Genomic DNA, 21,782 nt, shown 5'->3' on the forward strand with positions numbered 1-21,782 from the left:
CTAGGCACCGCGCCGCGGTGCGCCAGCGGCAAGCAGGCGGCTGAGGCGGCCGCGCCAGCGGCGCCAGCGCAGGGCCACCAACGGCGGCGCCCGCAGCGGCGGCTCGCCGGCCTCGAGGCGATCGAAGTGGGCATTGATGGCCTCCAGGGCCTGGCACCAGCTGTCCCGCAGGCGCGGCTCGCTGTGTTCGTGGAGCAGGGCCTCCAACCGCCGCGCTGACGGCCGCCAGCCCCCCGGATCGGCCACGGCTGCGCCGATGCGCTCCACGTCGACCGCCAGGGTGCCGGCACCGAGCTGGTGGGCCATGCCGCCGGGATCGAGGCTGTCGGCCAGGGCGTGGTTGAAGCTGCTGAACACCACGCAGCCACAGGCCAGGGCCTCGAGCGGCGGCAGCCCGAAGCCCTCGCTCACGCTGCTGACGCGCCAGTGGTCGGCGGAGTCGTAGAGCACCACCGTGGCGCTGTTGAACAGGTCCACCAGGTCATCCACCCAGCCGTCCTGCACCGTCACCGCCAGGCCGCGGGCGCGCAGGGCCGGCACCAGGCACTCCAGCAGGTAGGCACTGCTCTTGCGCCGCTGCACCAGCACATCGATCGGGCGAGAGCCGGGGCCCGACTGAGCGCCGAGGTTGAGCGGCCGATCGCCGCGCTGATGCCACATCGGCTCGAGCGCGTTGGGCACCAGGAACAGGGGGTTGCGGCTGGCCCACTGGCCCCAGTAGCCGAGGGTGTTGCGGCTGGCTGCCAGCACCGGCACGCCCGGGGGCAGGCGGAAGCCGTAGCCGCTGCTGTGGGCGTGATAGGCCACCGGCCGGCCGCGCAGAGCGCGCAGCTGGCGCGGCACCTCGAACCCCCAGTTCACGATCCACAGCACCTGGCGGGCAGCCGGGCCGCTGAGCGGTTCGGCACGCAGCAGGTCGGCCAGAAACGGCCGCTCCCGCTCCCGCCGCCGGTAGGTCACCACCTCGGTGGGCACAAACTCCCGCAGCAGGCGGGCGGTCTGCAGCTCCACCAGCAGGCCGCCGCTGCGCAGGCGGCCGCTGGTGCCGGGCACCAGAAAGCGGAGAGAACGCAAGGGCGGGGCGGCCGGGCGAGCCGACTTTGCCGCAGCCCGGGCGAGGCTCAGGCGGCGATGGCCTCGGTGCTGCCGCTGCGCTGGCGGCGGGTGAGGAAGCCGAACAGCACCTTGCCGATGGCGGCCACCAGGTTGCCTTCCAGCTCCTGAAACATCTTCATGTTGAGGTGGAAGGCGTGGTTGGCCTCCGCCACGATGCGATCGGCGGTGGCCTGATCGATCGGCAGGCTGTCGAGGGTGGCGCGGTAGGCGGTCTTGAACGCCTTCTCGTCGGGGATGGCGTCGAACTCGTAGAAGCGCAGACCGTCGTGCTCGCCCAGGTTCATGGCCTTCTGGGCGATGGCCTTGAGGATCTGGCCGCCGGAGAGATCGCCGATGTAGCGGGTGTAGTGATGGCCCACCAGGAGCTCGGGGCTTTCGGCCCCCAGCTGATGAATGCGGGCCACGTACTCCTTGGCGGCGGGTGTGGCCTCGATGGTGCTGCGCCAGTTGGCGCCGAAGTAGTAGGCGAGGTCGAGCTCGAGAGCTTCACGGCGGTTGAGCTCGGGGGAGCCCACCGGCGCCACCACCGGATGGCCCTGCGCGCGCAGCTTGCCGATCTCCTCCTCCATCGCCGAATACACGAAGTAGAGGTCGGCTACCAGGGTGCGGTAGCTGGCCTTGTCCACCACGCCCTTGAGGAAGCAGCTCACGAAGCCGGTGTTCTCGGCCATGGTGTGCGACTTCTTGGTCCCTTCACGCAGCTGGGAGGCGAGGGCAACGGCCATGGGATATGGGATTCGTGGCAGGCAGGGAGCCAAGTTAGGCGCGGGCTCCGGCACAGGTCCCGTTCAGGTTGCGAAGGGTTACGCCGCGGCGGCGTTGCCGGCGTCGCGGAACAGCTCGAACAGGTCGCGGCACAGCTGCTGCAGCTTGCCCGCCACCGCCGGCTGGGGCAGGTGACTGCCGGAGGGCTGCCAGTCGCCCATCGTGGCCAGCCGCCAGCGCTCCGACTCATAGGTGAGACCGCGGATCAGCACGCCGATCAGCCGCGGCCGGGCCGCCCCCTCCGGCGGGCGCTCCAGGCGCAGCTGCACCAGCATCGAGCGGCACTGGTTACGGGGGTTCCAGCCGGGGAAGTGAAAGGAGAGGTCGAGGCTCTCCCGCTCAGCCCAGGCGCGGGTGTGGGGGTCGTCGCGCCAAGGGGTGAGGTTGGCCCGGGCATCGGGAAACTGGCGGCGGAACAGGGCCGCCACCGAGGCGATTGCCTGGGCCAGTTCCAGATTGCGGGCCTGGTCGGCGGCATTCATGCCGGATCGGATGGCGAGAGTGGTTGGGCTCGGGTGGGGGGTTGTGTGCGTCGACGCGCACAACCGGTTGGTGCTGAGCAGTACCAGCTGGGTTTGAAACCTAATCTCGGCGCTGCGTCTGTGCCGCAGGAATGGCTACCGGCTCCGCCAGCTACGAGAAGCTCACCCCCCCCACGGCGGGCACCCCGATCCGGTTTGAGGGGGGGCAGCCGATCGTTCCGGCCGACCCGATCATTCCCTTCATCCGCGGCGACGGCACCGGGGTGGACATCTGGCCCGCCACCCAGAAGGTGCTGGATGCGGCGGTGGCGAAGGCCTATGGCGGCGAGCGCCGGATCGAGTGGTTCAAGGTGTACGCCGGCGACGAGGCCTGCGAGCGCTACGGCACCTACCAGTACCTGCCGGAGGACACCCTCACCGCCATCCGCGAGTACGGCGTGGCCATCAAGGGGCCCCTCACCACCCCGATCGGCGGCGGCATCCGCTCGCTGAACGTGGCCCTGCGTCAGATCTTCGATCTCTACTGCTGCGTGCGCCCCTGCCGCTACTACGAGGGCACCCCCAGCCCCCACAAGCGCCCCGAGGACCTGGACGTGGTGGTGTATCGGGAGAACACGGAGGACATCTACATGGGGATCGAGTGGGAGGCCAGTGATCCGGTGTGTCTGGAGCTGATCGAGCACCTCAACAACACGGTGATCCCGGCCAACGGCAAACTCGGCAACCGCCGCATCCCCGAGGGCTCCGGCATCGGCATCAAGCCGGTGAGCAAGGCGGGAACCCAGCGTCACGTGCGCAAGGCGATCCAGCACGCCCTGGGCCTGCTGGGCAACAAGCGCCACGTGACCCTGGTGCACAAGGGCAACATCATGAAGTTCACGGAAGGGGCCTTCCGCGACTGGGGCTACGAGCTGGCCACCAGCGAATTCCGCGACGTGTGCGTCACCGAGCGGGAGAGCTGGATCCTCGACAACCTGGCGCGCAACCACGGTCTCAGTATCGAGGACAACGCCCGTCTGATCGAGCCCGGCTACGACAGCCTCACCCCCGAGAAGAAGCAGGCGGTGGACGAGGAGGTGAAGGGGGTGCTGGCCGCCATCGGCGAGAGCCACGGCTACGGCAAGTGGAAGAGCATGGTGCTGGTGGACGACCGCATCGCCGACAGCATCTTCCAGCAGATCCAGACGCGGCCTCAGGAGTACTCCGTGCTCTGCACCCTCAACCTCAACGGCGACTACATCTCCGACGCGGCGGCGGCGGTGGTGGGCGGCCTGGGCATGGCCCCCGGCGCCAACATCGGCGACAACGCGGCGATCTTCGAGGCCACCCACGGCACCGCCCCGAAGCACGCCGGCCTCGACCGCATCAACCCCGGCTCGGTGATTCTCAGCGGCGTGATGATGCTGGAGTACCTGGGTTGGCAGGAGGCGGCCGACCTGATCACCCAGGGCATCAGCGCCGCCATCGCCAACCAGGAGGTCACCTACGACCTGGCCCGGCTGATGGAGCCGCGGGTGGAGCCGGTGAGCTGCAGCGGCTTTGCCGATGCCGTGGTGCGCCATTTCGGCGGCTGAGCGCCGGGCCGGGCAGACTCAGGCCATGACACTGCCCGGCCTACCGGAGGGGGTCACCGACCCCTGCGTGCATTGCGGCTTCTGCCTGCCCAGCTGCGCCAGCTACAGGGTGCTTGGCACGGAGATGGATTCGCCGCGGGGCCGCATCCACGCGCTCAAGGCGATCGAGGCCGGCGAGCTGCAGCTCGATGTCACGGTGGCCCAGCACTTCGACAGCTGCCTGGGCTGCCTGGCCTGCGTCACCGCCTGCCCTTCGGGGGTGCGCTACGACCAGCTGATCGAGGCCACCCGCCCCAAACTCAACGCCCCGGAGTTGCGCACGCCGGTCCAGCGCGCTTTCCGCCGGCTGCTGTTCGCCCTGCTGCCCTACCCGCAGCGGCTGCGGGCGGTGCTCAGGCCACTGCGGGCCTACGCCGGCACGCCACTGCAGGCCCTGGTGCGGCGCAGCGGATTCACCCGGCTGTTCGGGCCCCAGCTCGAGGCGATGGAGCGGCTGTTGCCGCCCCTGGCACCCGAGGCCTTCCGCGACGATTTTCCCCAGGTGGTGCCGGCCGTGGGGGAGCGGCGGGCACGGGTGGGGCTGGTGCTGGGCTGCGTGCAGCGGCTGTTCGATCCGGCCGTGAACCGGGCGGCGCTGGAGGTGCTCAGTGCCAACGGCATCGAGGTGGTGATCCCACAGCAGCAGGGCTGCTGTGGCGCCGCCACCCACCACCAGGGCGAGCTGCGCCAGACGCGGGAGCTGGCAAGCGCCCTGGTGAAGAGCTTCGAGGCGGTGGGGCCGCTGGATGCAGTGCTGGTTGCGGCCTCGGGCTGCGGCCACACGCTCAAGCACTACGGCTCGATCCTGGCGGAGGAGCCGGGCTGGGCCGAGCGCGGCTCTCGGTTTGCGACTCAGGTGCAGGACGCGCACGAGTTTCTCTCCCGGCTGGGGCTGAGCGAGGCGTTCCAGGTCCGGCTGGCACCCCTGAGCCACGCCGACGGCACGGCGGCCAGCGCCGAGCGGCCGCTGGCGGTGGCCTACCACGACGCCTGCCACATGCTGCACGGCCAGGGCATCCGCGAGCAGCCCCGCCAGCTGCTGCGCCAGATCCCCCATCTGCGGGTGAAGGAGGCGGTGGAGGCGGGCGTGTGCTGCGGCAGTGCCGGCATCTACAACCTGGTGCAGCCCATGGAGGCGGCGGAGCTGGGCCGGATCAAGGCGGCCGACCTGGCCGGCACCGGCGCCGCGCTGGCGGTGAGCGCCAACATCGGCTGCACCCTGCAGATCCGCCAGCACATGGCCGGGCAGGAACAGCCGCTGCCGGTGCTGCACCCGCTGGAGCTGCTGCAGCGCAGCTGGCAGGCGGGCACGAGCGAACCATGAGCCGCGAAGCGCCCAACCTGGCGGTGCTGATCGATTCCGACAACGCCCAGGCGTCGGTGATCAGCGATCTGCTCACCGAGGTGGCCCAGGTGGGCACCGCCTCGGTGAAGCGGGCCTACGGCGACTGGACCACACCGCAGCTGGGCAGCTGGAAAGACGTGCTGAATGTGCACGCGATCGTGCCGGTGCAGCAGTTCAGCTACACCAGCGGCAAGAACGCCACCGATTCAGCCCTGATCATCGACGCCATGGACCTGCTGCACGGCGGCCGGGTGGATGGGTTCTGCCTGGTGTCGTCAGACAGCGACTTCACCCGCCTGGCCACCCGCATCCGCGAGCAGGGGCTGCTGGTGATCGGCTTCGGCGAGCGCAAGACGCCGAAGGCGTTCGTGGCCGCCTGCGACCGCTTTCTCTACACCGACATCCTCAAGCGCGGGAGCGGCAGTACCGCTACCGGCGGCAGCGGCCGGCGGCCGGCGAGCGACAGCAGCGACGACAGCGCCCCGGAACTGAAGCCGTTCCTGTGCGAGGCGATCATGGCCGTGACCCAGGAGGACGGCTGGGCGCCGCTGGGCATGGTGGGCAGCCTGCTGCAGAAGAACGACCCCTCCTTCGACGCCCGCAACTACGGCTTCCGCAAGCTCAGTGAACTGGTGAAGGGCCAGACCTACCTCACCGTGAAGGAAGTGCCGATGAGCCCCGGCAGCCAGCAGATGCACCTGTTCGTACAGGTGAGAGGGGGCTGACACGGAAACCTGAGGCCGGTGCGCGCTCCCTGGCACAGCGGCGGGCGGCAGTCCCGCCGGCCACCCCCAGCCACGAGAATGGAGCCAACCTGTCGCTCCGCCCGCTTCCGTGCTCCTCTCCCTTGGCTGCCTGCTGGAGCTGCAGTGTGAGGCGCCCACCCCGGTGTTGACCCTGGTGCGTCCCCACATGGGGCTGCTGCCTGATCTGCAGGCCCCCGAGCGGGTGGAGCTGGATCCCGATCGCACCCTCGAGGCACTCACCGATCGCAGTGGCAACCGCTGGAGCCGCATGGTGACCCCCAGCGGCGTGACCCGTTTTCGCTACGCCACAGCCATCACCTGCCCGGACAGCCCCGACCCCGTGGAGCCCTCAGCCCCCCAGTGCCCGGTGCAGTCGCTGCCGATCGACACCTACCCCTTCCTCACCGCCAGCGCCTACTGCGACACACCGGCCGTGATGACCCTGGCCTGGCAGCAGTTCGGGGCCACCCCCCCGGGGTGGGAGCGGGTGCAGGCGATCTGCGACTGGGTGCATGACCGCATCCGTTTCGACTACCAGGCCGTGGCACCGCACAAGACCGCCAGCCACACCCTCGCCGATGGGGCCGGGGTGTGCCGCGACTTCGCCCACCTGGCCATCAGCTTCTGCCGCTGCCTCAACATCCCCGCCCGCTATTGCACCGGCTACCTCGGCTACACGGGCATCCCGATGGGCGAGGCACCGGTGGATTTCTCCGCCTGGTTCGAGGCTTTTCTCGGCGATCGCTGGTATGTGTTCGACGCCCGCCACAACATCCCCCGCTGCGGCCGGGTGCTGATCGCCCGCGGACGCGACGCCGGCGATGTGCCCTTCCTGCTCTCCTTCGGCGAGCACCAGCTGCTCCGCTTCGAGGTGATCACCGAGGAGATCGCCACGCCGGAGCCCGCGGCCGCTCTGGCGCCGTGACCGCTGCCCCCGCCCTGGTGCTCGCCGGGGTGCTGCTCGTGGGCGGCGGCTGCGCCCGGGCGGAGCCGCCGGAGGCCCGGCCGACTGCGGATCGTGCGCGACGGCGTGCTCGATCCCCAGCCGGTCGCCGGCGTGCCCGCAGTTCTGGCCGCCGGTCAGGGCGGGCTGCTCGTTGGGAGCGTTCACCCGCGCTTCGCCGGCACCCGCTGGGTGTACTTCACCTACGCCGCCGGCACCCCGGAGGCAAACCACACCCGGCTGGCCCGGGCCCGCTTCGACGGCCGCTCCCTCACCAACCTCGAAGTGCTGTTCGAGGTGCCCCAGCCCAAGCGCGGCAGCCAGCACTTCGGCTCGCGCCTGCTCTGGCTGAGCGACGGCACCCTGCTGGTGTCGATCGGCGACGGCGGCAACCCACCGCTGCAGCTCGATGGCGCCCTGATCCGCGAGCAGGCCCAGAACCCAGCAAGCGCCCTGGGCAAGATCCTGCGCCTCAATGCCGACGGCAGCATTCCGGCCGACAACCCCTTCAGGGGCCAGGCCGGCACCCATCCCGCCGTCTGGAGCCTCGGCCACCGCAACATCCAGGGGCTGGCCTACGACCCGGCGCGCAACCGCGTCTGGGCCAGCGAGCACGGCGCCCGCGGCGGCGATGAGCTCAACCTGGTGAAGCGCGGTGCCAACTACGGCTGGCCCCTGGTCACCCACAGCCGTGAGTACAGCGGCCCCGAGATCACCCCCACCCGCACGGCCCCGGGCATGGTGGATCCGCGCCGGGTCTGGACCCCCGCCATCGCCCCGTCCGGCCTGGCCGTGGCCAGCGGCCGCACGGTGCCCGGGTGGCGCGATCAGCTCTTCGCCGGCGGGCTGGTGTCGGCCGCGGTGCACCGGCTTCACCTCGACGACGAGGGCCTGGTGGTGCGCGAGGAGACGATCCCCATCGGCAGCCGCGTGCGCGACGTGCGTGAGGGCCCCGATGGGTTGCTCTATGTGCTCACCGACAGCTCCGGCGACGGCCAGCTGATCCGCCTGGAGCCCCGGTGAGCGGGCGAGCCAGCTGTGCTGACAACCTGGAGCGCCGCGCCACCCGGGCATGACCGCCTTTCGCCTCCTCGAGCTGCTGGTGCTGATTGCCGTGCTGGCGGGCCTGGTGGGGCTGCTGCGGCACCGCAACCTGTTCCTGAAAGTGCTGGCGATGGACGTGACCAGCACCGCCGTGATCAGCCTGTTCGTGCTGATCGCCGCCCGCGACGGCCTGATCACACCGATCCTGCACGGCGACACCCCCGTGGTGGATCCCCAGGCCGCGCTTGCCTACGCCGATCCGATCCCCCAGGCCGTGATCCTCACCGCGATCGTGATCGGCTTCTCGGTGCAGGCGCTGCTGCTGCTGGCCACCACGCTGCTGGCGAGCCGCGATCCCACCCTCGATGTGGCCGAACTCGACGAGCCGGAAGCGGCCGGGCCGCGAGCTGGACAGCCATGAACGGGATCACCATCGCCTGGCTGCTGCTGCCGCTGCTGGCGGCCTTCCTGGCCGCCCTGCTGCCGGTGATCGGCCGCTTCGCCGTGCTGGTCACCTGCCTGGGCACCGGCGCCATGGCGCTGGCGGCCCAGCAGAGCTGGCTGCCGGCCAGCCTGCAGCTGCTCGGTCCGCTGGGCATCACGATCCAGCCCGATGTCCTGGCCGCACCCTTTCTGCTGCTCAACGCTCTGGTGTGCGCCGCCGTGCTGCTCGACGGCTGGGGGCGACCCAGCCGGGAGGCATGGCCGCTGCTGCTGCTGGTGCTGCACGGCAGCGTCAACAGCGCCATCGTCGCCGCCGACCTGATCAGCATCTATGTGGCCCTTGAAGTGGTGGGCATCGCCGCCTTCCTTCTGCTGGTGCTGGGTGGAGGCCGCCGGCAGGTGTGGCTGGGCCTGCGGCTGATGCTGGTGAGCAACACCGTGATGCTGCTGTTCCTGATCGGCTGCGCCCTGCTCTACCTCGAGCAGCACAGCTTCGCTCTGGCCGCGGTGGGCCAGTCCGGTGGCCTCGTGCTCGCCCTGCTGGCGGTGGCACTGCTCACCAAGGCCGAGGTGTTCGTGGCCGGTCTGTGGCTGCCGCGCACCAACGCCGAGGGGCCGCTGGAGGTGTCGGCCCTGCTCTCCGGCACCGTGGTGAGCGCCGGTGTGGTGCCGCTGCTGCGCATCAGTGCCGAGGCCGTCAGCCTGCTGCCTGTGCTGCGCTGGCTGGGCATCGCCAGCGCAGCCGCCGGGGTGCTGCTGGCCCTGCTGGAACCCGACCTGCGGCGGTTGCTGGCCTGGAGCACCCTGGCGCAGATGGGCCTGGTGGTGATCCTGCCGGCGGTGGGGGGGCTCTACGCCCTCGGCCACGGGCTGGCCAAGGCCGCCCTGTTCCTGCTCGCCCGACACATCCCCGATCCGGCCCTGGCCGGCTGGCGCCAGCGGCCCCTGGCGCCCCGCCTGTGGTGGCCGCTGATGCTCGCCTCCCTCTCGATCGCCGGGCTGCCGCCGCTGCTGGGATTCCTGGCCAAGGAGCAGCTCAGCAGCCAGCTGCCCGGTGCGGCCGGCTGGCTGGTAGCGGCCCTCGGCGCAGGCACGGTGGCGGTGTACGCCCGGATCTGGGGGCCGCCGCTGGCAACGCTGAGCACCCCGGCAGGAAGCCCGCACGGCATCGCCCATGCCGACGCCGGAGCCACTCCCGCGGCGGCGACCGGCGCGACCGTGCTGGTGGGCGCCCTGGTGCTGCTCAGTGCCAGCCCCTGGGTGCTGCCGCTGTGGACGGCCATGGACCCCCAGGAACTGGCCGGCGCGATGCTGAAGAGCGCGTCCGTCTTCGCGGCCGGTCTGATGCTGCACCGCCTGCTCCACGCTTCTGCATCCGCCCCGGTCTCCGCGCCGGTACCGGCGCCGGCCTGGCGGCCCCAGCTGGAGGGGCTCGACGAACTGCTCGGGGCCATCGTGATGCTCGCGGCGGTGCTGCTCGCCCTGCTGGGGTGGCAGGCGTGATCGCGGCGCTGCTCAACGTGGCCCTGCGGGTGGGGATCTGGATGCTGCTCACCCAGGATCCCCGCACGCTGAACGTGCTCATCGGTGCAGCGGTGGCGCTGCTGCTGCCCCTCCACAGCAGCAGGGGGGTGCCGTTGCGCGAGCTGGCTGTGGCCGTGGGCGCGGTGCTGGTGGCGATTCCCCAGGCGTTCCACCAGGCCGCACTGCTGCTGACACGACGGCCGCTGCGGGAGTGCTGCGACCTGGTGCCCGGCAACGGCCGCCGCAACGATGTGCTGATGTTCCTGGAGGTGTTCGCGATCACCCTCACCCCCTTCAGCATCTGCCTGGAGATGGACCCTGCCGGACGCCACTACCACGTGCACACCCTCACGCCGGAGCGGGCGCCATGACCTGGCTGGTGGACGGCATGGTGCTGGCTCTGCTGATCCCGATCGCGGTGGCCTGCCGCACGCGCGAGCTCTGGCATCGCCTGGCCGCCCTCGCCAGCCTGTCCACCAAGGTGGCGCTGGTGATGCTGGTGGTGGCGGTGGTGCGCGACGACCCCATGCCGGCCCTGGTGAGCGTGCTGGTGCTCAGCGTGGGCAACGCCGGCATCCTGCTGATCGCCAACCTGCTGCGGGAGCGGGAGCAGCCGAGCCCATGAGCCTGCGCTCCCTGCACGTGCTGGCGGCCGTGGCGGTGGCGCTGGCGCCCCTGCTGCAGGCCCTGCCTGACACCGCTGCCAACGGGGCGCTGATCACCGCACTCAGCGAGCAGACCCGGGTGCCCAACCTGGTGTCGGGTGTGCTCCTGTACACCCGCCTCTACGACACGGTGGCCGAGGTGGTGGTGTTCACCCTGGCCTCGATGGGGGTGGTGTGGATGCTCAGCGGCGAGCACCCCCAAGCCCGCATCCACGGCCTCGATGACCCCGCCGTGCTCGTGCTCTGCCGGCTGGGCGCCACGATGGCGGCACTGGTGGCGGTGGAACTGGCCCTGCGCGGTCACCTCTCCCCCGGGGGCGGGTTCGCCGCCGGGGTGGCGGGGGGTACCGCCCTGGCCCTGCTGCTGATCGTGCAATCCGGCCATGGCCCGCTGCCGTCCGAAGAGGCCACCCACCGCAACCTGGAGCGCACCGAGCTGATCGAGAAGCTGGCGGTGCTGCTGTTCATCGTGCTGGCCTTCCTCAGCCTGGAGGGGCTCAACCTGCCCCGCGGCAACTTCGGGGCCTTGGAGAGCGGCGGCTGGATCCCGATCCTCAACGCCCTGATGGCGGTGAAGGTGACGCTGGGTTCCTGGACGATGGTGCAGATGTTCATCCGCTACCGCGGCCTGCTCTGAATCGCCATGACCACCCCGGAGGTGAGCCCGGATCCACTGCCGGATCCACTGATCGAACAGATGCGCAGCCGGCGCGCCCAGCTCGATCGCTTCCTGCGCCGCTCGCTGCCCCAGCGCCGGCAACTCGTGAACGCCTCGATCCTGTTCAGCAGCGCCGCAGCGCTGCTGACCGCCGCTCCCACGTTCGGGGGCCAGGCCTTCACCACCGGTCTCACTGAAGCCCTGAATCTGTCGGTGCCCTCCTGGCGCCTGCTCTGCGGCCTGGCCTCGGCGGCCTCGGTGGTGGCCTCGGTATCCACCCAGCTGCTGCAGACCAGCCGGCTGGAGGAGAAGGTGGGCCGCGCCCTGGCCGCCCGGGCGCGGCTGGAGGCCCTCGAGCAGGGGCTGGTGCTCGGCCAGTTCGATCGCCGGGCCGCCACCGACGCCCTGCTGCTCTGCATCGAAACCACTGCCCTGCTCGACCCCAGCTTCGAGCGTGCGGCGGGCGCCCCGGGCCGGAGCCGGTAGCGTCGACGAAATGCCGAAGCAGCTGCCCCGCATGGCCCAGCGCCAGCCCCAACCGAGCCTCCGGCCCCCGGCCCGCGGCTGGCGGCCGGCCACGGGCTGGCGGCTGGCCGGCGGGGGTCTGGCCCTGGCGGTGCTGGGCAGTCTGGCCCTGGGGCCGGCGCTGCGCTTCAGCGCCCTGGCCCTCAACGAGAGCGGCGATCCCACGGAGGCTGCTCAGCCCACCCAGGTGACCCTGCCGGAGGATCCCTCGCTGCCGCGCCTGGCCGATGACCGCCACTACCCGTTGGTGCCGGCCGATCCGGCCGAGCTGGCCGCCCTGCTCACGGCGGTGGAAACGGCCCTGCGCGATCCCACCACCGCCGCCGAGCAGCTGCCGCGGCTGGGCCACCAGCAGCAGGTGATCTACCGCCAGCTCTCCCAGCAGCCCGCCCAGTCGGAAGCGGTGCTGGCCGCGCTGGATCCGGCCTGGCGCGGCGTGGCTGAACGCCACCTGGCCGCCCGCCGGGAGTTCCTCACCATGCAGCGCCGCAGCCGGCCGCTGGCCGCCCTGCCGGCCTGGCGCATCATTCCGCCCGCCCCCGCCGAGGAGCTGCTGGCCCACTACCGCAAGGCCGCTGCCGCCACCGGCATCGACTGGGAGGTTCTGGCGGCCATCAACCTGGTGGAAACGGGCATGGGCCGCATCGATGGCGTGTCGGTGGCCAACGCCCACGGGCCGATGCAGTTTCTGCCCACCACCTGGGCCCAGCCCGGCGTGGGAGCGGGCGACATCCGTGATCCCCACGACGCCATCCAGGCCGCCGCCCGCTACCTGGTGCGCCGCGGGGGCCTGCAGGACATCCGCAAGGGGCTGTGGGGCTACAACAACAGCGACTATTACGGCCGCGCCGTTCTCCTCTACGCCTCGCTGCTGCGCGATGATCCCCAGGCCTACATCGGCCTCTACCACTGGGAGATCCACGTGAACACCGTGGCCGGTGACCTCTGGCTGCCTGTGGGCTACACCCAGAACGGGCCGATCTCGGTGAGCGCCTATCTGCAGCAGGTGCCCGCCAGCGGCCCGCCCCGATGAACCCAGCCCAATGAGCAACGCCCTGGTGCTGCTGGCCGAGGCGGCGGCACCCGAACCCATGCTCGACTGGCTGAAGCGGCATCTGTCAGTGCTGACCGGCTACCGGCTGCTGGCCAACAGTGAACTGGCCGAGGCGATCGCCAGCCGGCCGGCGATCGCCGGCCTCAGCCTCAGTGAGCGGCACGAGCTGGGCAGTCTCTCCGCCGGTGCCGACATCCGCGCTGCCGCCCTGGTGCTCAGCGGCGAGGTTGGGGCCGTGGTGGCCTTCCCCGCTGCCGGCACCCCGGCCCACAGCCAGCCCGACGCGGCGCTGCTGATCCGCGCCTGCGCCATCGCCCGGACCCCCCTGGCCCTGAACCCCGCCAGCGCCGATCTGGCCCTGCGGGGTCTGGGCCGCAGTCGGCTGGCCTACCTGCTGTTCAACCCGGTGGCGGGCAACGGCGATCCCACCGCTGACCTGGCCCGCATCCGCTCCCTGCTCGAGCCCCAGCTGCTGATGAGCGTGGTGCTCACCCGCGCGGATGGGGATCCGGCCGCGCAGACCCGCGAACTGGTGAACCTGATCGAGGCCCGGGGCGAGGGGGACACCAGCGACGCCATGGTGGTGGCCTGTGGCGGAGATGGCACCGTCTCGGCCGTGGCCGGGGTGCTGGCGGGCACCGCCATTCCCCTGGGGGTGATCCCACGCGGCACCGCCAACGCCTTCGCCTCCGCCCTGGGCATTCCGCTGAATCTGAGCGAGGCCTGCCGCGTGCTGCTGGTGGGCCACGAGCGCCGGCTCGACACCGCCCTCTGCAACGACACCCCGATGGTGCTGCTGGCGGGACTGGGCTTCGAGGCGGGCATGGTGGAGCGGGCCAGCCGCGACCTCAAGAACCGCCTCGGCACCCTGGCCTACGTGCTGGCAGGGGCCCAGCAGCTGCTCAGCCAGCAGCCCTTCCAGGCCAGCCTCACGATCGACGGCACCACCAGCGAGCTCCAGGCCGCCGCCATCACCGTGGCCAACGTGGCCCCGGGCACCTCGGTGCTGGCCCAGGGCTTCGGCGAGGTGATTCCCGATGACGGCCTGCTGGAGGTGACCGTGGCCACCCCCGCCAACCGGCTGCAGGGCCTCAATGCCCTGGCCGCGCTGATGACCTCGGCGGTGGTGCAGTCACCCACCAGCCACCCCGACCTGCTCGGCCTGCGGGCCAGGGAGATTCACATCGTCACCGACTCCCCCCAGCGACTGGTGGTCGACGGCGAGATGATCACCACCGACAGCGTTCACATCCGCTGCCGTCCCGAATCGCTCAGCGTGATCACCCCCCTGACCCGATCCCCGGCCTGATCCCGGCGCAGCCCCTGCCCCATGAATTTCGCCAGCGAAGCCGGCATCGCCTCCAAGATCCGGCGCATGGCCGAGCGGGTGCGCTGGGGCCATCCGGCCCTGGCGGCTGCCGGCATCGACCCCTGCCGGCTGGTGCTGGAGGGGGACCCGGGCGGCAGCGAGGCCTTCAGCTTCCTGGTGATCGGCGACAGCGGCACCGGCCGCCGCGGCCGCAACGACCCCCAGCGGCTGGTGGCCGAGCTGCTCCTGGCCCACGGCGAAGACGCCCGCTTCCTGCTCCACACCGGCGATGTGGTGTACCTGGTGGGCTCCAGCGAGCAATACCGCCGCAACTTCATCCGCCCCTACCGCGAGTGGCTGGTGGGGGGCGAGCACTGGCGGCAGCTGCGCCACAGCGAACTGGTGTTCCGGCGGCCGTTCCTGCCGGTGCTCGGCAACCACGACTACTACGACCTGCCGCTGCCCCTGGCGCTGCTGTCGCTGCTCACGGCCCTGCCCAGGCGCCTGCTGCGCCCCTGGGTCAACCTCGATGTGGGCTGGCACGGCTCCTTCTGCGGCCAGGCCTGGAGCGAGGCCTTCGTAGACCGGCTGGCCGCCGTGCCGGAGCAGAGCCTGAAGGCCCACCTGGCCTCCACCCGCAGCGCCGCGGCCGACGGCGCCGATGGCGGCCGCGCCCTGCTCTACCGCCCCGGGCGGTTCACGCGCCTGCCCCACCGCTACTACGCCAGCCGCTGGGCCGGCATCGACCTGTTCGCCCTCGACTCCAACACCTTCAACCAACCCCTCGCCGGAGTCGGCGATCGCGCCGGGCGCGAGACCCTGCTGCAGCACCGCCAGGCCCTGGAGGCCGAACAGGCGGTGCTGCTGCGCGAGCTGGGGGGCGACTGGCTGACGGGCCGCCACGACGACCAGGCCGACGACAGCCGCGCCGATGCCCTGGGCCTGGCGGAGGAGCTCGATGAGCGCATCCGCGACATCGACAAGCAGCTTGCCAGCGCCGCTGCCGCCCGCGCCGGCCGGCCCCCGGCGCTCGACGGCGAGCAATTGGCCTGGTTCGAGCGCCAGCTGCTGGCCTCCTGGCAGAACCCGGCGGTGCGCGGCCGGTTGCTGGTGCTCCACCACCCCCCCTACGTCACCGAGGCCACCAAGTGGAACCAGGCCCAGACCCTGGCCGTGCGCTGCCAGTTGCAGCGGGTGTTCGATCGGGTGGCCACCAGGTTGGGGGAGCGGCGGGAGGGCCGGCCGCTGGTGGATCTGGCCTTCAGCGGCCATGCCCACTGCCTGGAACTGGTGCGGGTGGCCGACAACGGCCGCGGCGATGCCGGCATCCCCTGGGTGGTGTGCGGCGGCAGTGGCTACAGCCTGCGCCGCCAGCGGCTGCAGGGGCCCGAGTTGCACGCCGCAGACGGCAGCCCGCTGGCCCGCAGCCACTTCTTCCATGGCCGCCATGGCCATGGCTCCGCGCTGCAACGCCGCTACTCCGGCCTGCGCGTGGATGTGGCCGCCGGGTCGCCGCCGCGCTTCACGCTCACCCCGCTGGTGGCGGAGCGGGCCGCCGGCCGCTGGCACTGCCGGCCTCTGGAACCGATCCAGCTGTGAGCGGCTGCGGCAGCGCTGTGAGCGCCTGGGGGTGCTCCATCAGCTCCCAGGCCTGGCGCAGGCTGCCGGCAGCGCCCAGGTTGCCGGGGAAGGTGAGCACCGGCAGGCCCGCCAGGCCGGCCGCCAGGGCTGGATCGCCGCTGGGCAGCCGCACCAGCGACAGCCCCGGCAGCAGCTGACCCTGCAGCTCCAGCAGAGAGGCCCCCAGCCCCTCGGCCAGCAGGGTGTGGGTGGTGATGCCGCCCTTGCTGATCAGGTAGCCCAGGCGCGGCGCCAGGGCAGCGGCGAGCCGAGCCATCAGGGCCGCCAGCTCCAGTCCCAGCCGGCGCCGCTCGCCGGCCGAGTGGCAGTGCAGCTCCCCCCGGCTGGTGAAGAGCACCGGCGTGCGGCCGGCGGCCAGCTGCGCCTCCAGCCGCTGCAGCCAGCCGCGCTCCAGCGAGGCCAGGAGCTCGGCGGGCAGCGGCCGCTCCAGCACCCGGGCCAGCTTGGCCACCTCGAGCTCGATGCCGCTGCAGCCGGGCCCGGCCAGCAGGGCCTCCAGCTGGGCATCGGCGAGGGGCACGTGGGAACCCACCAGCACCAGGCCCGGCAGCCAGCGGCCGCCGGGGCCGCGGCGGCGGAGCCCCGCCAGGGCCGCTGGCGCGAGGGGCTGGGGGCCGATCGGCGCCAGGGCGTTGAGCAGGCTGGCGGCCGCCTGAAACAGAAACCGCCGCGGCCGGCCCCAGCGCGCGGCGGCCGCGGGCCCGGTGAGGTCCCGCACCGCGGCGCCGAGGGCCGCCAGTTGCTGCGGCCGCTCCGCGTCCACAGCCAGACAGCGGTTGCCCGCCAGCGCCGCCAGCCGCTGGCACAGCTCCGTGAAGCCCGGGCCCCCGGCGGCGGCATCCAGCTCCGCCAGGCTGAGGCGCTCCACGGAGGCCGCCGGGATGCGCCCGCCGCTCTTCTCCTCCACCCAGTCGGGCAGAAAGCTGCTGCGGTAGCCCAGCAGCCGGTCGCGGGCGAAGGCGGTGGTGTGCACCGGCTCGCCGTGCAGGCAGTGCACCCCGGCGCGGGTGCTGCGGCCGCCGGGCAGGAAGGCCGGCACCAGCAGGGTGGCGTCGACGCCACCGGTCCCGCCCAGTTCGGCGGCGATCACCTCCACCTCCAGGGGGAAGTGGCTGCGCAGGGTGGAATCGCCGCGGCTCACCAGCAACCAGCGCCCGATCAGTCCCTCGCTGCGGGCCGCCTCCAGGGCCGGCCCCAGGGCCCGGCAGATCTGGCGCACGCGCGCAGCGGCCGCATCCGGATCGAGGGCACGGGTGTTGGCCAGCAGAAACAGGAACGGCGAGGGATTGGCCAGGCCGGCACGCAGGCTGGCGGCATCCCAGCGCAGCAGCAGCGGGCAGCTGTGCAGGGTCTGGGAGCCGGTGGGGTCGTCGTCGAAGACGACGATCTTGAGGGGAACGGCGGCCATGGCACCATCGTGCCGTGATGCGCCCTGAGCCCCGCGAGCTGCAGGAGCTGGTGCGGGATCTGCACCGGCAGGCCTTGCCCTGGCTGCCGGCCGGCAGCGGCAGCCGGCTGGACTGGGGGCCGCCGGTGCAGCCTGGGCCGGGGCAGAGCGAGGCGCTGGTGCTGAGCACCGCGCGGCTGGATCGGATCGTGGAGCACAACCCGGGCGACTTCACCGTCACCGTGCAGGCGGGCACACCACTGGTGGGGTTGCAGCAGGAGCTGGCCCGCCACCGGCAGTGGCTGTCCCTCGACTGGCCCTGGGGCACCCATGCCCCCGCCACGGCCAACGGCCTGGGCGCCGGCACGGTGGGCGGGCTGGTGGCCCGGGGTCTGGCCGGCGGCTACCGCCAGCGCTACCTGGGCGTGCGCGACCAGCTGATCGGCATCGGCCTGATGCGGGCCGACGGCACCGCTGCCCGCGCCGGCGGCAAGGTGGTGAAGAACGTGGCCGGCTACGACCTGATGCGGCCACTGTGCGGCAGCTGGGGCTCTTTGGCCCTGATCACCGAGGTCACCCTGCGCACCCAGCCGTTGCCGCCCCAGCGCCGCGGCCTCTGGCTGAGCGGTGCGCTCAGGCAGCTGCAGCCCCTGGCCCGCTGGCTGCTCGGCTCCAGCCTCAGCCCCGAGCGACTCGACTGGCACCGCCACACCCTGGCCGGCGCCACCAGCGACGAAGGGGCGGCGCTGCTGATCAGCCTGGCCAGCATCAGCCCCCAGACCCTTGAGGAGCAGATCGCCTGCATCGGCGAGCAGGCGGCAGAGGCCGGCATCCGGGTTGAGACCCTCGCGCCCGAACGCCTGGAGGTCCATCTGGAGCTGGGCCGCGGAGCGACCACGCCCCGGCCCGGCTGGCTGCTGCGCGCCGGCGTGCTCCCCGCCCGCGTGCCGGCGTTGCTGGAGGCCCCGGAACTCCGTGGCCTGAGCGCGGTGATCGGCGCCGGCAGCGGCCTGGGCGACCTCTGGGCCGCGGCCGCGTCCATGCCGGCCTACCGGGTGGAGGCCCTGCGCCGCCGCTGCCAGGAACTGGGGGGCCAACTCACCGTGCTGTGTCAGCCGCCCGGACCTGCCGGGGCGGCCATCCCCGCCTGGCTGGATGCCCCCTCGCGGCCGCTGATCGAGGCGCTCAAGCGGCAGTTCGATCCGAAACAGCAGCTGGCGCGGGGGCGGCTGCCAGGGGTTCAGCCCCTGCCTTGAGGCCATCGAGCCACTCCTGCAGGGCGGCATTCACCTGCTCGGGCACCTCGTCGTGGGGGCAGTGGCCGGCCTCCAGCACCACCTCGGTGGTGGCCGCCGGGGCGTGGCGCTGGAACGCCGCCCGGCGGCCGGCGGCGTTGATCCAGGGATCGCGGATGCCCCAGAGCAGCAGCAACGGGCAGCTGAGCTGGGCAAACAGTTCGTCGAGGGGCTGGCCGCGGGGAATGTCGAACACCGTGCGGAACACCCCGAACGCCCCTGGGTCGAGGGACGGGCGCCGGATCGCCTCCACCAGGGCGTCATCGACGTTGCTGCGGTCGACATACACCTGGTTGAGGGTGCGGCGGATGGTGGCGGGCCGGCGCAGGTTTTCGAACAGCAGCCGCTGCAGCACCGGGCTGCGCAGCAGGGCACCAGCGATCGTCTGGCGGGCGATGGCCCCCCAGCCCCGCGGCGGCGCCTGCTCATCGCTGAACGGACCGGCGGCATTGAGCAGCGCCACCCCGGCCGCCTGCTCGCCGAGGGCCACCCCGGCCGCCAGGGCGGAGAAGCCGCCCAGGGAATTGCCCACCAGCACCGTGGGCCGGCCGATGCGTTCGGTCACGTAGGCAACCAGCTGATCGCGCCAGAGGGCACCGCCATAGGCCAGCCCGGCGGGCTTGGCACTGCGCCCGAAGCCCAGCAGGTCGATGGCATGCACCTCATGGCGCTGGGCCAGCACCGGGATGTTGAAGCGCCAGTGGTCGGTGGAGGCGCCAAAGCCGTGCACCAGCAGCAGCGCCGGTCCCCGGGGGTGCTCCGGGCCCGCCTTCACGGCATGCACGCCATGGCCGAGATGCTGCCAGGCTTCAACGGTGATCGCGCTCACCACGGTCTCTCTCAGGCAGTCGATGCTAAGGAGCTCATGCAGGCGCCGCCCCCTCTCCAAGCTTGTGCCCGATGGTTGTGCCCCACTGGATTCCCCTGCTGCCCGGCACCGCCTTCTGGGCCCTGGCGCTCTACCTGCCCCTGAGCCTGCCCCTGGGCCGCCTGGAGGCCGCCCTGGCCGAGGGCGACCTGCCCGAGAGCCTGCAGCAGGTGGTGCTGGTGGCCGGCAGCCTGCTGCTGGCCCTGGCCATCGGGGCCCTCACCAACCTGGCCCTGAGCTGGGCCCTGGGCCCCGGCTGGGCCAGCAGCCTGGGCCTGATCGCCGCCGGCTGGGGGGCCTTCACAGCACTCGCCAGTCAAGCCAGGGACAGCGGGGAATGATCGCCGGCGTGCTGCTGCGGTAGGTGGCGTATTCGGGATGGAGGCGCTCCAGGGCCCGCTCCTCGCGGCGGGCCTTGCCGCCCAGCACTGCCACCAGGGCCAGCAGCAGGGCCAGATGCAGCAGGCTGCCCAGGGCCAGGGCCATGCCCAGCGAGCACAGCAGCACAGCCTGGTAGAGGGGGTGGCGGCAGCGAGCGTAGGCACCGCTGGTCACCAGGGCCGCATCGGCCATCGGTTCGGGCAGGGGCGTGAGGTTGGACCCCAGCCGCACAAACGCCCGCAGCGCCAGCAGCACACCCAGGAGCAACAGCACGGCACCGCTGAGAGCCAGGGGCAGGGGCCAGGCGTAGCCCCAGGAACCGGGCGCCGGCCAGGCGGGCAGCAGGTGGGCGGTGATCAGCAGCAGCTGGGCCAGCAGCCACCACTCACCGCGGCGGTTGTCGAGCCACCCTCCCCAGCTCAGGCCCCAGCGCCGCGCCAGCTCCAGCAGGGAGCGTGGCACCGGATCAGGTGGGGATTTCGGCGAGGGGGTCCAGGTCGGGCCCTCCGCTGTTGTCGCGCAGCGCCACCCGCAGCAGGATCGGCGCCAGGAACGTGGTGCCGATCACCATCAACAGGATGGCGGCCTCCAGGGGCTTGGTGAGCAGTCCGGCCTGGGTGCCCAGACCCAGGAAGATCAGGCCCACCTCGCCGCGGGGCATCATCCCCAGACCAACCACCAGCCGGTTGGTCTTCTCCTTGCTGATGTAGCTCCAGCCGGTGACCACCTTGCCGGCGATCGCCACCACCAGCAGGAAGGCGGCCATGATCAGCCCCTCGCGGTTGTCGGGGTTGAGGGGATTGAGCACCCCCAGGTCCATGCCGGTGCCGATCAGCACGAAGAAGATGGTGGCGAACAGGGCCACCAGGGGCTTCACGGCGGCATCGATGTCGTGGGTGTGCTTCGAGCCGCTGAGGATCAGGCCAGCCGCGAAGGCGCCCAGGGCGGCCTCCAGGCCAATCGCCTGGGCGGCGAAGCAGCACAGCGAGAGCACCACGAAGGAGGCCACCACCACCTCGCCGGGAGCCTTGAGCCGGTCGAGCAGCCAGTCGAAGCCGGGAGCGGCGGTGCGGCTGAGAAACAGGGCGGCGGCCACGAACACCCCGGCGGCGGCCACCAGCTTGAGCAGCGGCCCGAAGGTGAAGGCCCCGCCACCGGCCAGGCTCACCACCACCGCCAGGATCACGATGCCGAGGATGTCATCTAGCACGGCGGCGCCGATCACAGTCTGGCCTTCGCGGGTCTTGAGAAACTTCAGCTCCCCGAACACGCTGGCGGTGATGCCGATCGACGTGGCGGTCATCGCCGCCCCGGCGAAGATCGCCGGGATCAGCGGCACGTCAAAGAGGTAGTAGAGGCCGGCCGTGCCCAGGGCGAAGGGCAGCACCACCCCGGTCACCGCCACGGTGGTGGCCTGCATGCCCACCGCCACCAGTTCGTCGAGCTCGCTCTCCAGGCCGGTGAGGAAGAGCAGAGCGAACAGGCCGATCTCGGAAAGCGCCGTGAGGTTGGGGAAGGTTTCGGTGTAGATCTCCTGCACGGTGTCCGGCGAGACCTCAGCCAGGGAGCCCACCAGCGACAACAGCCAGGCGCTCAGCTGGGCCTGGGTTTCGGGGGGCACGATCAGGTGCAGACCGGACACGCCGATGAGCACGCCGGCGACCAGTTCGCCCAGGATCGTGGGCAGCTGGATGCGCACCATCAGCTCGGCCAGCAGGCGCGCCGCCACGAAGATCACCAGGAATTCCCCAACCCCGATGAGGGTTTCAACCACCTCGATCTGGTGGTTGCCCACCTCCAGCAGCAGCGATGGAGCCATGGCCAGGGCGGGCATCGGTGACAGCGGCATCGGCAAAAGAGCCATGGGCAACTGCATGGGCAGCAACAGGGACGGCGAGAGCGGGCCCGACCTTAAGGCGATTGGCGGCAAGGCAGCCAGGCGCCCGGGCAGGTCGCGTGCCGGTGTTCGCTTGCTGA

General features: G+C 71.9%; 22 protein-coding genes and 1 pseudogene. 16 read left to right on the forward strand and 7 right to left on the reverse strand.

Features of this window, described 5'->3' with window-relative positions; all coding sequences use genetic code 11:
- The 3 genes from KBY96_RS09235 to KBY96_RS09245 all read right to left on the reverse strand — a co-directional run bounded on the left by KBY96_RS09235 (position 1) and on the right by KBY96_RS09245 (position 2,363).
- Positions 1 to 1,074, reverse strand: a complete 1,074-nt coding sequence (locus KBY96_RS09235; RefSeq protein ID WP_254979067.1) for a glycosyltransferase — start codon at positions 1,072 to 1,074, stop codon at positions 1 to 3.
- A gap of 47 nt (positions 1,075 to 1,121) precedes the next feature.
- Positions 1,122 to 1,841 (reverse strand): heme oxygenase (biliverdin-producing), encoded by a 720-nt coding sequence (locus KBY96_RS09240; RefSeq protein WP_254979068.1) that lies wholly within the window; start codon positions 1,839 to 1,841, stop codon positions 1,122 to 1,124.
- Positions 1,842 to 1,919: 78 nt separating this feature from the next.
- Entirely contained in the window at positions 1,920 to 2,363 is a 444-nt protein-coding gene (locus KBY96_RS09245; protein WP_254979069.1) for a hypothetical protein, read from the reverse strand.
- Between the two features lie 131 nt (positions 2,364 to 2,494).
- On the opposite strand from KBY96_RS09245, the gene KBY96_RS09250 reads away from it, so the two are divergent.
- From KBY96_RS09250 to KBY96_RS09315, 14 genes and pseudogenes are all read left to right on the forward strand, one after another.
- A complete protein-coding gene (locus tag KBY96_RS09250) occupies positions 2,495 to 3,937 on the forward strand; it encodes an NADP-dependent isocitrate dehydrogenase (RefSeq protein WP_254979070.1) in 1,443 nt (480 codons plus the stop codon).
- Between the two features lie 25 nt (positions 3,938 to 3,962).
- The gene (locus KBY96_RS09255; protein ID WP_254979071.1) at positions 3,963 to 5,300 is read left to right on the forward strand and encodes a (Fe-S)-binding protein; all 1,338 of its coding nucleotides are present in this window, start codon (positions 3,963 to 3,965) and stop codon (positions 5,298 to 5,300) included.
- Positions 5,297 to 6,046, forward strand: a complete 750-nt coding sequence (locus tag KBY96_RS09260; protein ID WP_254979072.1) for an NYN domain-containing protein — start codon at positions 5,297 to 5,299, stop codon at positions 6,044 to 6,046. The genes KBY96_RS09255 and KBY96_RS09260 overlap by 4 nt, the downstream gene beginning before the upstream one ends.
- 109 nt (positions 6,047 to 6,155) lie before the next feature.
- Positions 6,156 to 6,992, forward strand: coding sequence for a transglutaminase family protein (locus tag KBY96_RS09265; RefSeq protein WP_254979073.1), 837 nt, complete (start codon positions 6,156 to 6,158; stop codon positions 6,990 to 6,992).
- Positions 6,993 to 7,064: 72 nt separating this feature from the next.
- Positions 7,065 to 8,033: pseudogene (locus KBY96_RS09270) on the forward strand (PQQ-dependent sugar dehydrogenase); the annotation flags it as partial.
- Between the two features lie 49 nt (positions 8,034 to 8,082).
- Positions 8,083 to 8,475 (forward strand): cation:proton antiporter subunit C, encoded by a 393-nt coding sequence (locus KBY96_RS09275; RefSeq protein ID WP_254979074.1) that lies wholly within the window; start codon positions 8,083 to 8,085, stop codon positions 8,473 to 8,475.
- Positions 8,472 to 10,001, forward strand: a complete 1,530-nt coding sequence (locus KBY96_RS09280; protein ID WP_254979075.1) for a proton-conducting transporter membrane subunit — start codon at positions 8,472 to 8,474, stop codon at positions 9,999 to 10,001. Before KBY96_RS09275 ends, KBY96_RS09280 begins: the two co-directional genes overlap by 4 nt.
- Positions 9,989 to 10,393 carry a Na+/H+ antiporter subunit E gene (locus KBY96_RS09285; RefSeq protein WP_254979076.1) on the forward strand — a complete coding sequence of 135 codons (405 nt, stop codon included), beginning with the start codon at positions 9,989 to 9,991 and terminating at the stop codon, positions 10,391 to 10,393. The genes KBY96_RS09280 and KBY96_RS09285 overlap by 13 nt, the downstream gene beginning before the upstream one ends.
- On the forward strand, positions 10,390 to 10,647 hold the full coding sequence (locus KBY96_RS09290; protein WP_254979077.1) for a hypothetical protein: 258 nt from the start codon (positions 10,390 to 10,392) through the stop codon (positions 10,645 to 10,647). Before KBY96_RS09285 ends, KBY96_RS09290 begins: the two co-directional genes overlap by 4 nt.
- The gene (locus tag KBY96_RS09295; protein ID WP_315859485.1) at positions 10,644 to 11,324 is read left to right on the forward strand and encodes an MnhB domain-containing protein; all 681 of its coding nucleotides are present in this window, start codon (positions 10,644 to 10,646) and stop codon (positions 11,322 to 11,324) included. The genes KBY96_RS09290 and KBY96_RS09295 overlap by 4 nt, the downstream gene beginning before the upstream one ends.
- Positions 11,325 to 11,330: 6 nt before the next feature.
- Positions 11,331 to 11,831, forward strand: a complete 501-nt coding sequence (locus tag KBY96_RS09300; RefSeq protein ID WP_254979078.1) for a hypothetical protein — start codon at positions 11,331 to 11,333, stop codon at positions 11,829 to 11,831.
- A gap of 31 nt (positions 11,832 to 11,862) precedes the next feature.
- Complete coding sequence (locus KBY96_RS09305) at positions 11,863 to 12,903, forward strand: lytic transglycosylase domain-containing protein (protein ID WP_254979079.1); 1,041 nt, start codon at positions 11,863 to 11,865, stop codon at positions 12,901 to 12,903.
- A gap of 10 nt (positions 12,904 to 12,913) precedes the next feature.
- Positions 12,914 to 14,233: a diacylglycerol kinase family protein gene (locus tag KBY96_RS09310; RefSeq protein ID WP_254979080.1), complete on the forward strand. Its 1,320-nt coding sequence runs from the start codon at positions 12,914 to 12,916 to the stop codon at positions 14,231 to 14,233.
- 21 nt (positions 14,234 to 14,254) lie between these two features.
- Positions 14,255 to 15,832 (forward strand): metallophosphoesterase, encoded by a 1,578-nt coding sequence (locus KBY96_RS09315; protein ID WP_254979081.1) that lies wholly within the window; start codon positions 14,255 to 14,257, stop codon positions 15,830 to 15,832.
- Here the strand turns inward: KBY96_RS09315 and KBY96_RS09320 are convergent.
- Positions 15,762 to 17,282, reverse strand: coding sequence for a four-carbon acid sugar kinase family protein (locus KBY96_RS09320; protein WP_254979082.1), 1,521 nt, complete (start codon positions 17,280 to 17,282; stop codon positions 15,762 to 15,764). The two genes, KBY96_RS09315 and KBY96_RS09320, sit on opposite strands and share 71 nt — an antisense overlap.
- Before the next feature lie 17 nt (positions 17,283 to 17,299).
- On the opposite strand from KBY96_RS09320, the gene KBY96_RS09325 reads away from it, so the two are divergent.
- On the forward strand, positions 17,300 to 18,517 hold the full coding sequence (locus KBY96_RS09325; protein WP_261358277.1) for an FAD-binding oxidoreductase: 1,218 nt from the start codon (positions 17,300 to 17,302) through the stop codon (positions 18,515 to 18,517).
- Here the strand turns inward: KBY96_RS09325 and KBY96_RS09330 are convergent.
- Positions 18,447 to 19,385, reverse strand: coding sequence for an alpha/beta fold hydrolase (locus KBY96_RS09330; protein ID WP_254979084.1), 939 nt, complete (start codon positions 19,383 to 19,385; stop codon positions 18,447 to 18,449). The two genes, KBY96_RS09325 and KBY96_RS09330, sit on opposite strands and share 71 nt — an antisense overlap.
- Before the next feature lie 71 nt (positions 19,386 to 19,456).
- Between KBY96_RS09330 and KBY96_RS09335 the strand changes: the two genes are divergently transcribed.
- Positions 19,457 to 19,765 carry a hypothetical protein gene (locus tag KBY96_RS09335; RefSeq protein WP_254979085.1) on the forward strand — a complete coding sequence of 103 codons (309 nt, stop codon included), beginning with the start codon at positions 19,457 to 19,459 and terminating at the stop codon, positions 19,763 to 19,765.
- On the opposite strand, the gene KBY96_RS09340 is transcribed toward KBY96_RS09335, so the two are convergent.
- Positions 19,725 to 20,267, reverse strand: a complete 543-nt coding sequence (locus KBY96_RS09340) for a methyltransferase (protein WP_254979086.1) — start codon at positions 20,265 to 20,267, stop codon at positions 19,725 to 19,727. The two genes, KBY96_RS09335 and KBY96_RS09340, sit on opposite strands and share 41 nt — an antisense overlap.
- Before the next feature lie 4 nt (positions 20,268 to 20,271).
- Entirely contained in the window at positions 20,272 to 21,654 is a 1,383-nt protein-coding gene (locus KBY96_RS09345) for a cation:proton antiporter (protein ID WP_254979087.1), read from the reverse strand.
- Between the last annotated feature and the right edge of the window lie 128 nt (positions 21,655 to 21,782).

The sequence above is a fragment of the Cyanobium sp. ATX 6A2 genome, from assembly GCF_024346355.1.
GTDB lineage: Bacteria > Cyanobacteriota > Cyanobacteriia > PCC-6307 > Cyanobiaceae > NIES-981.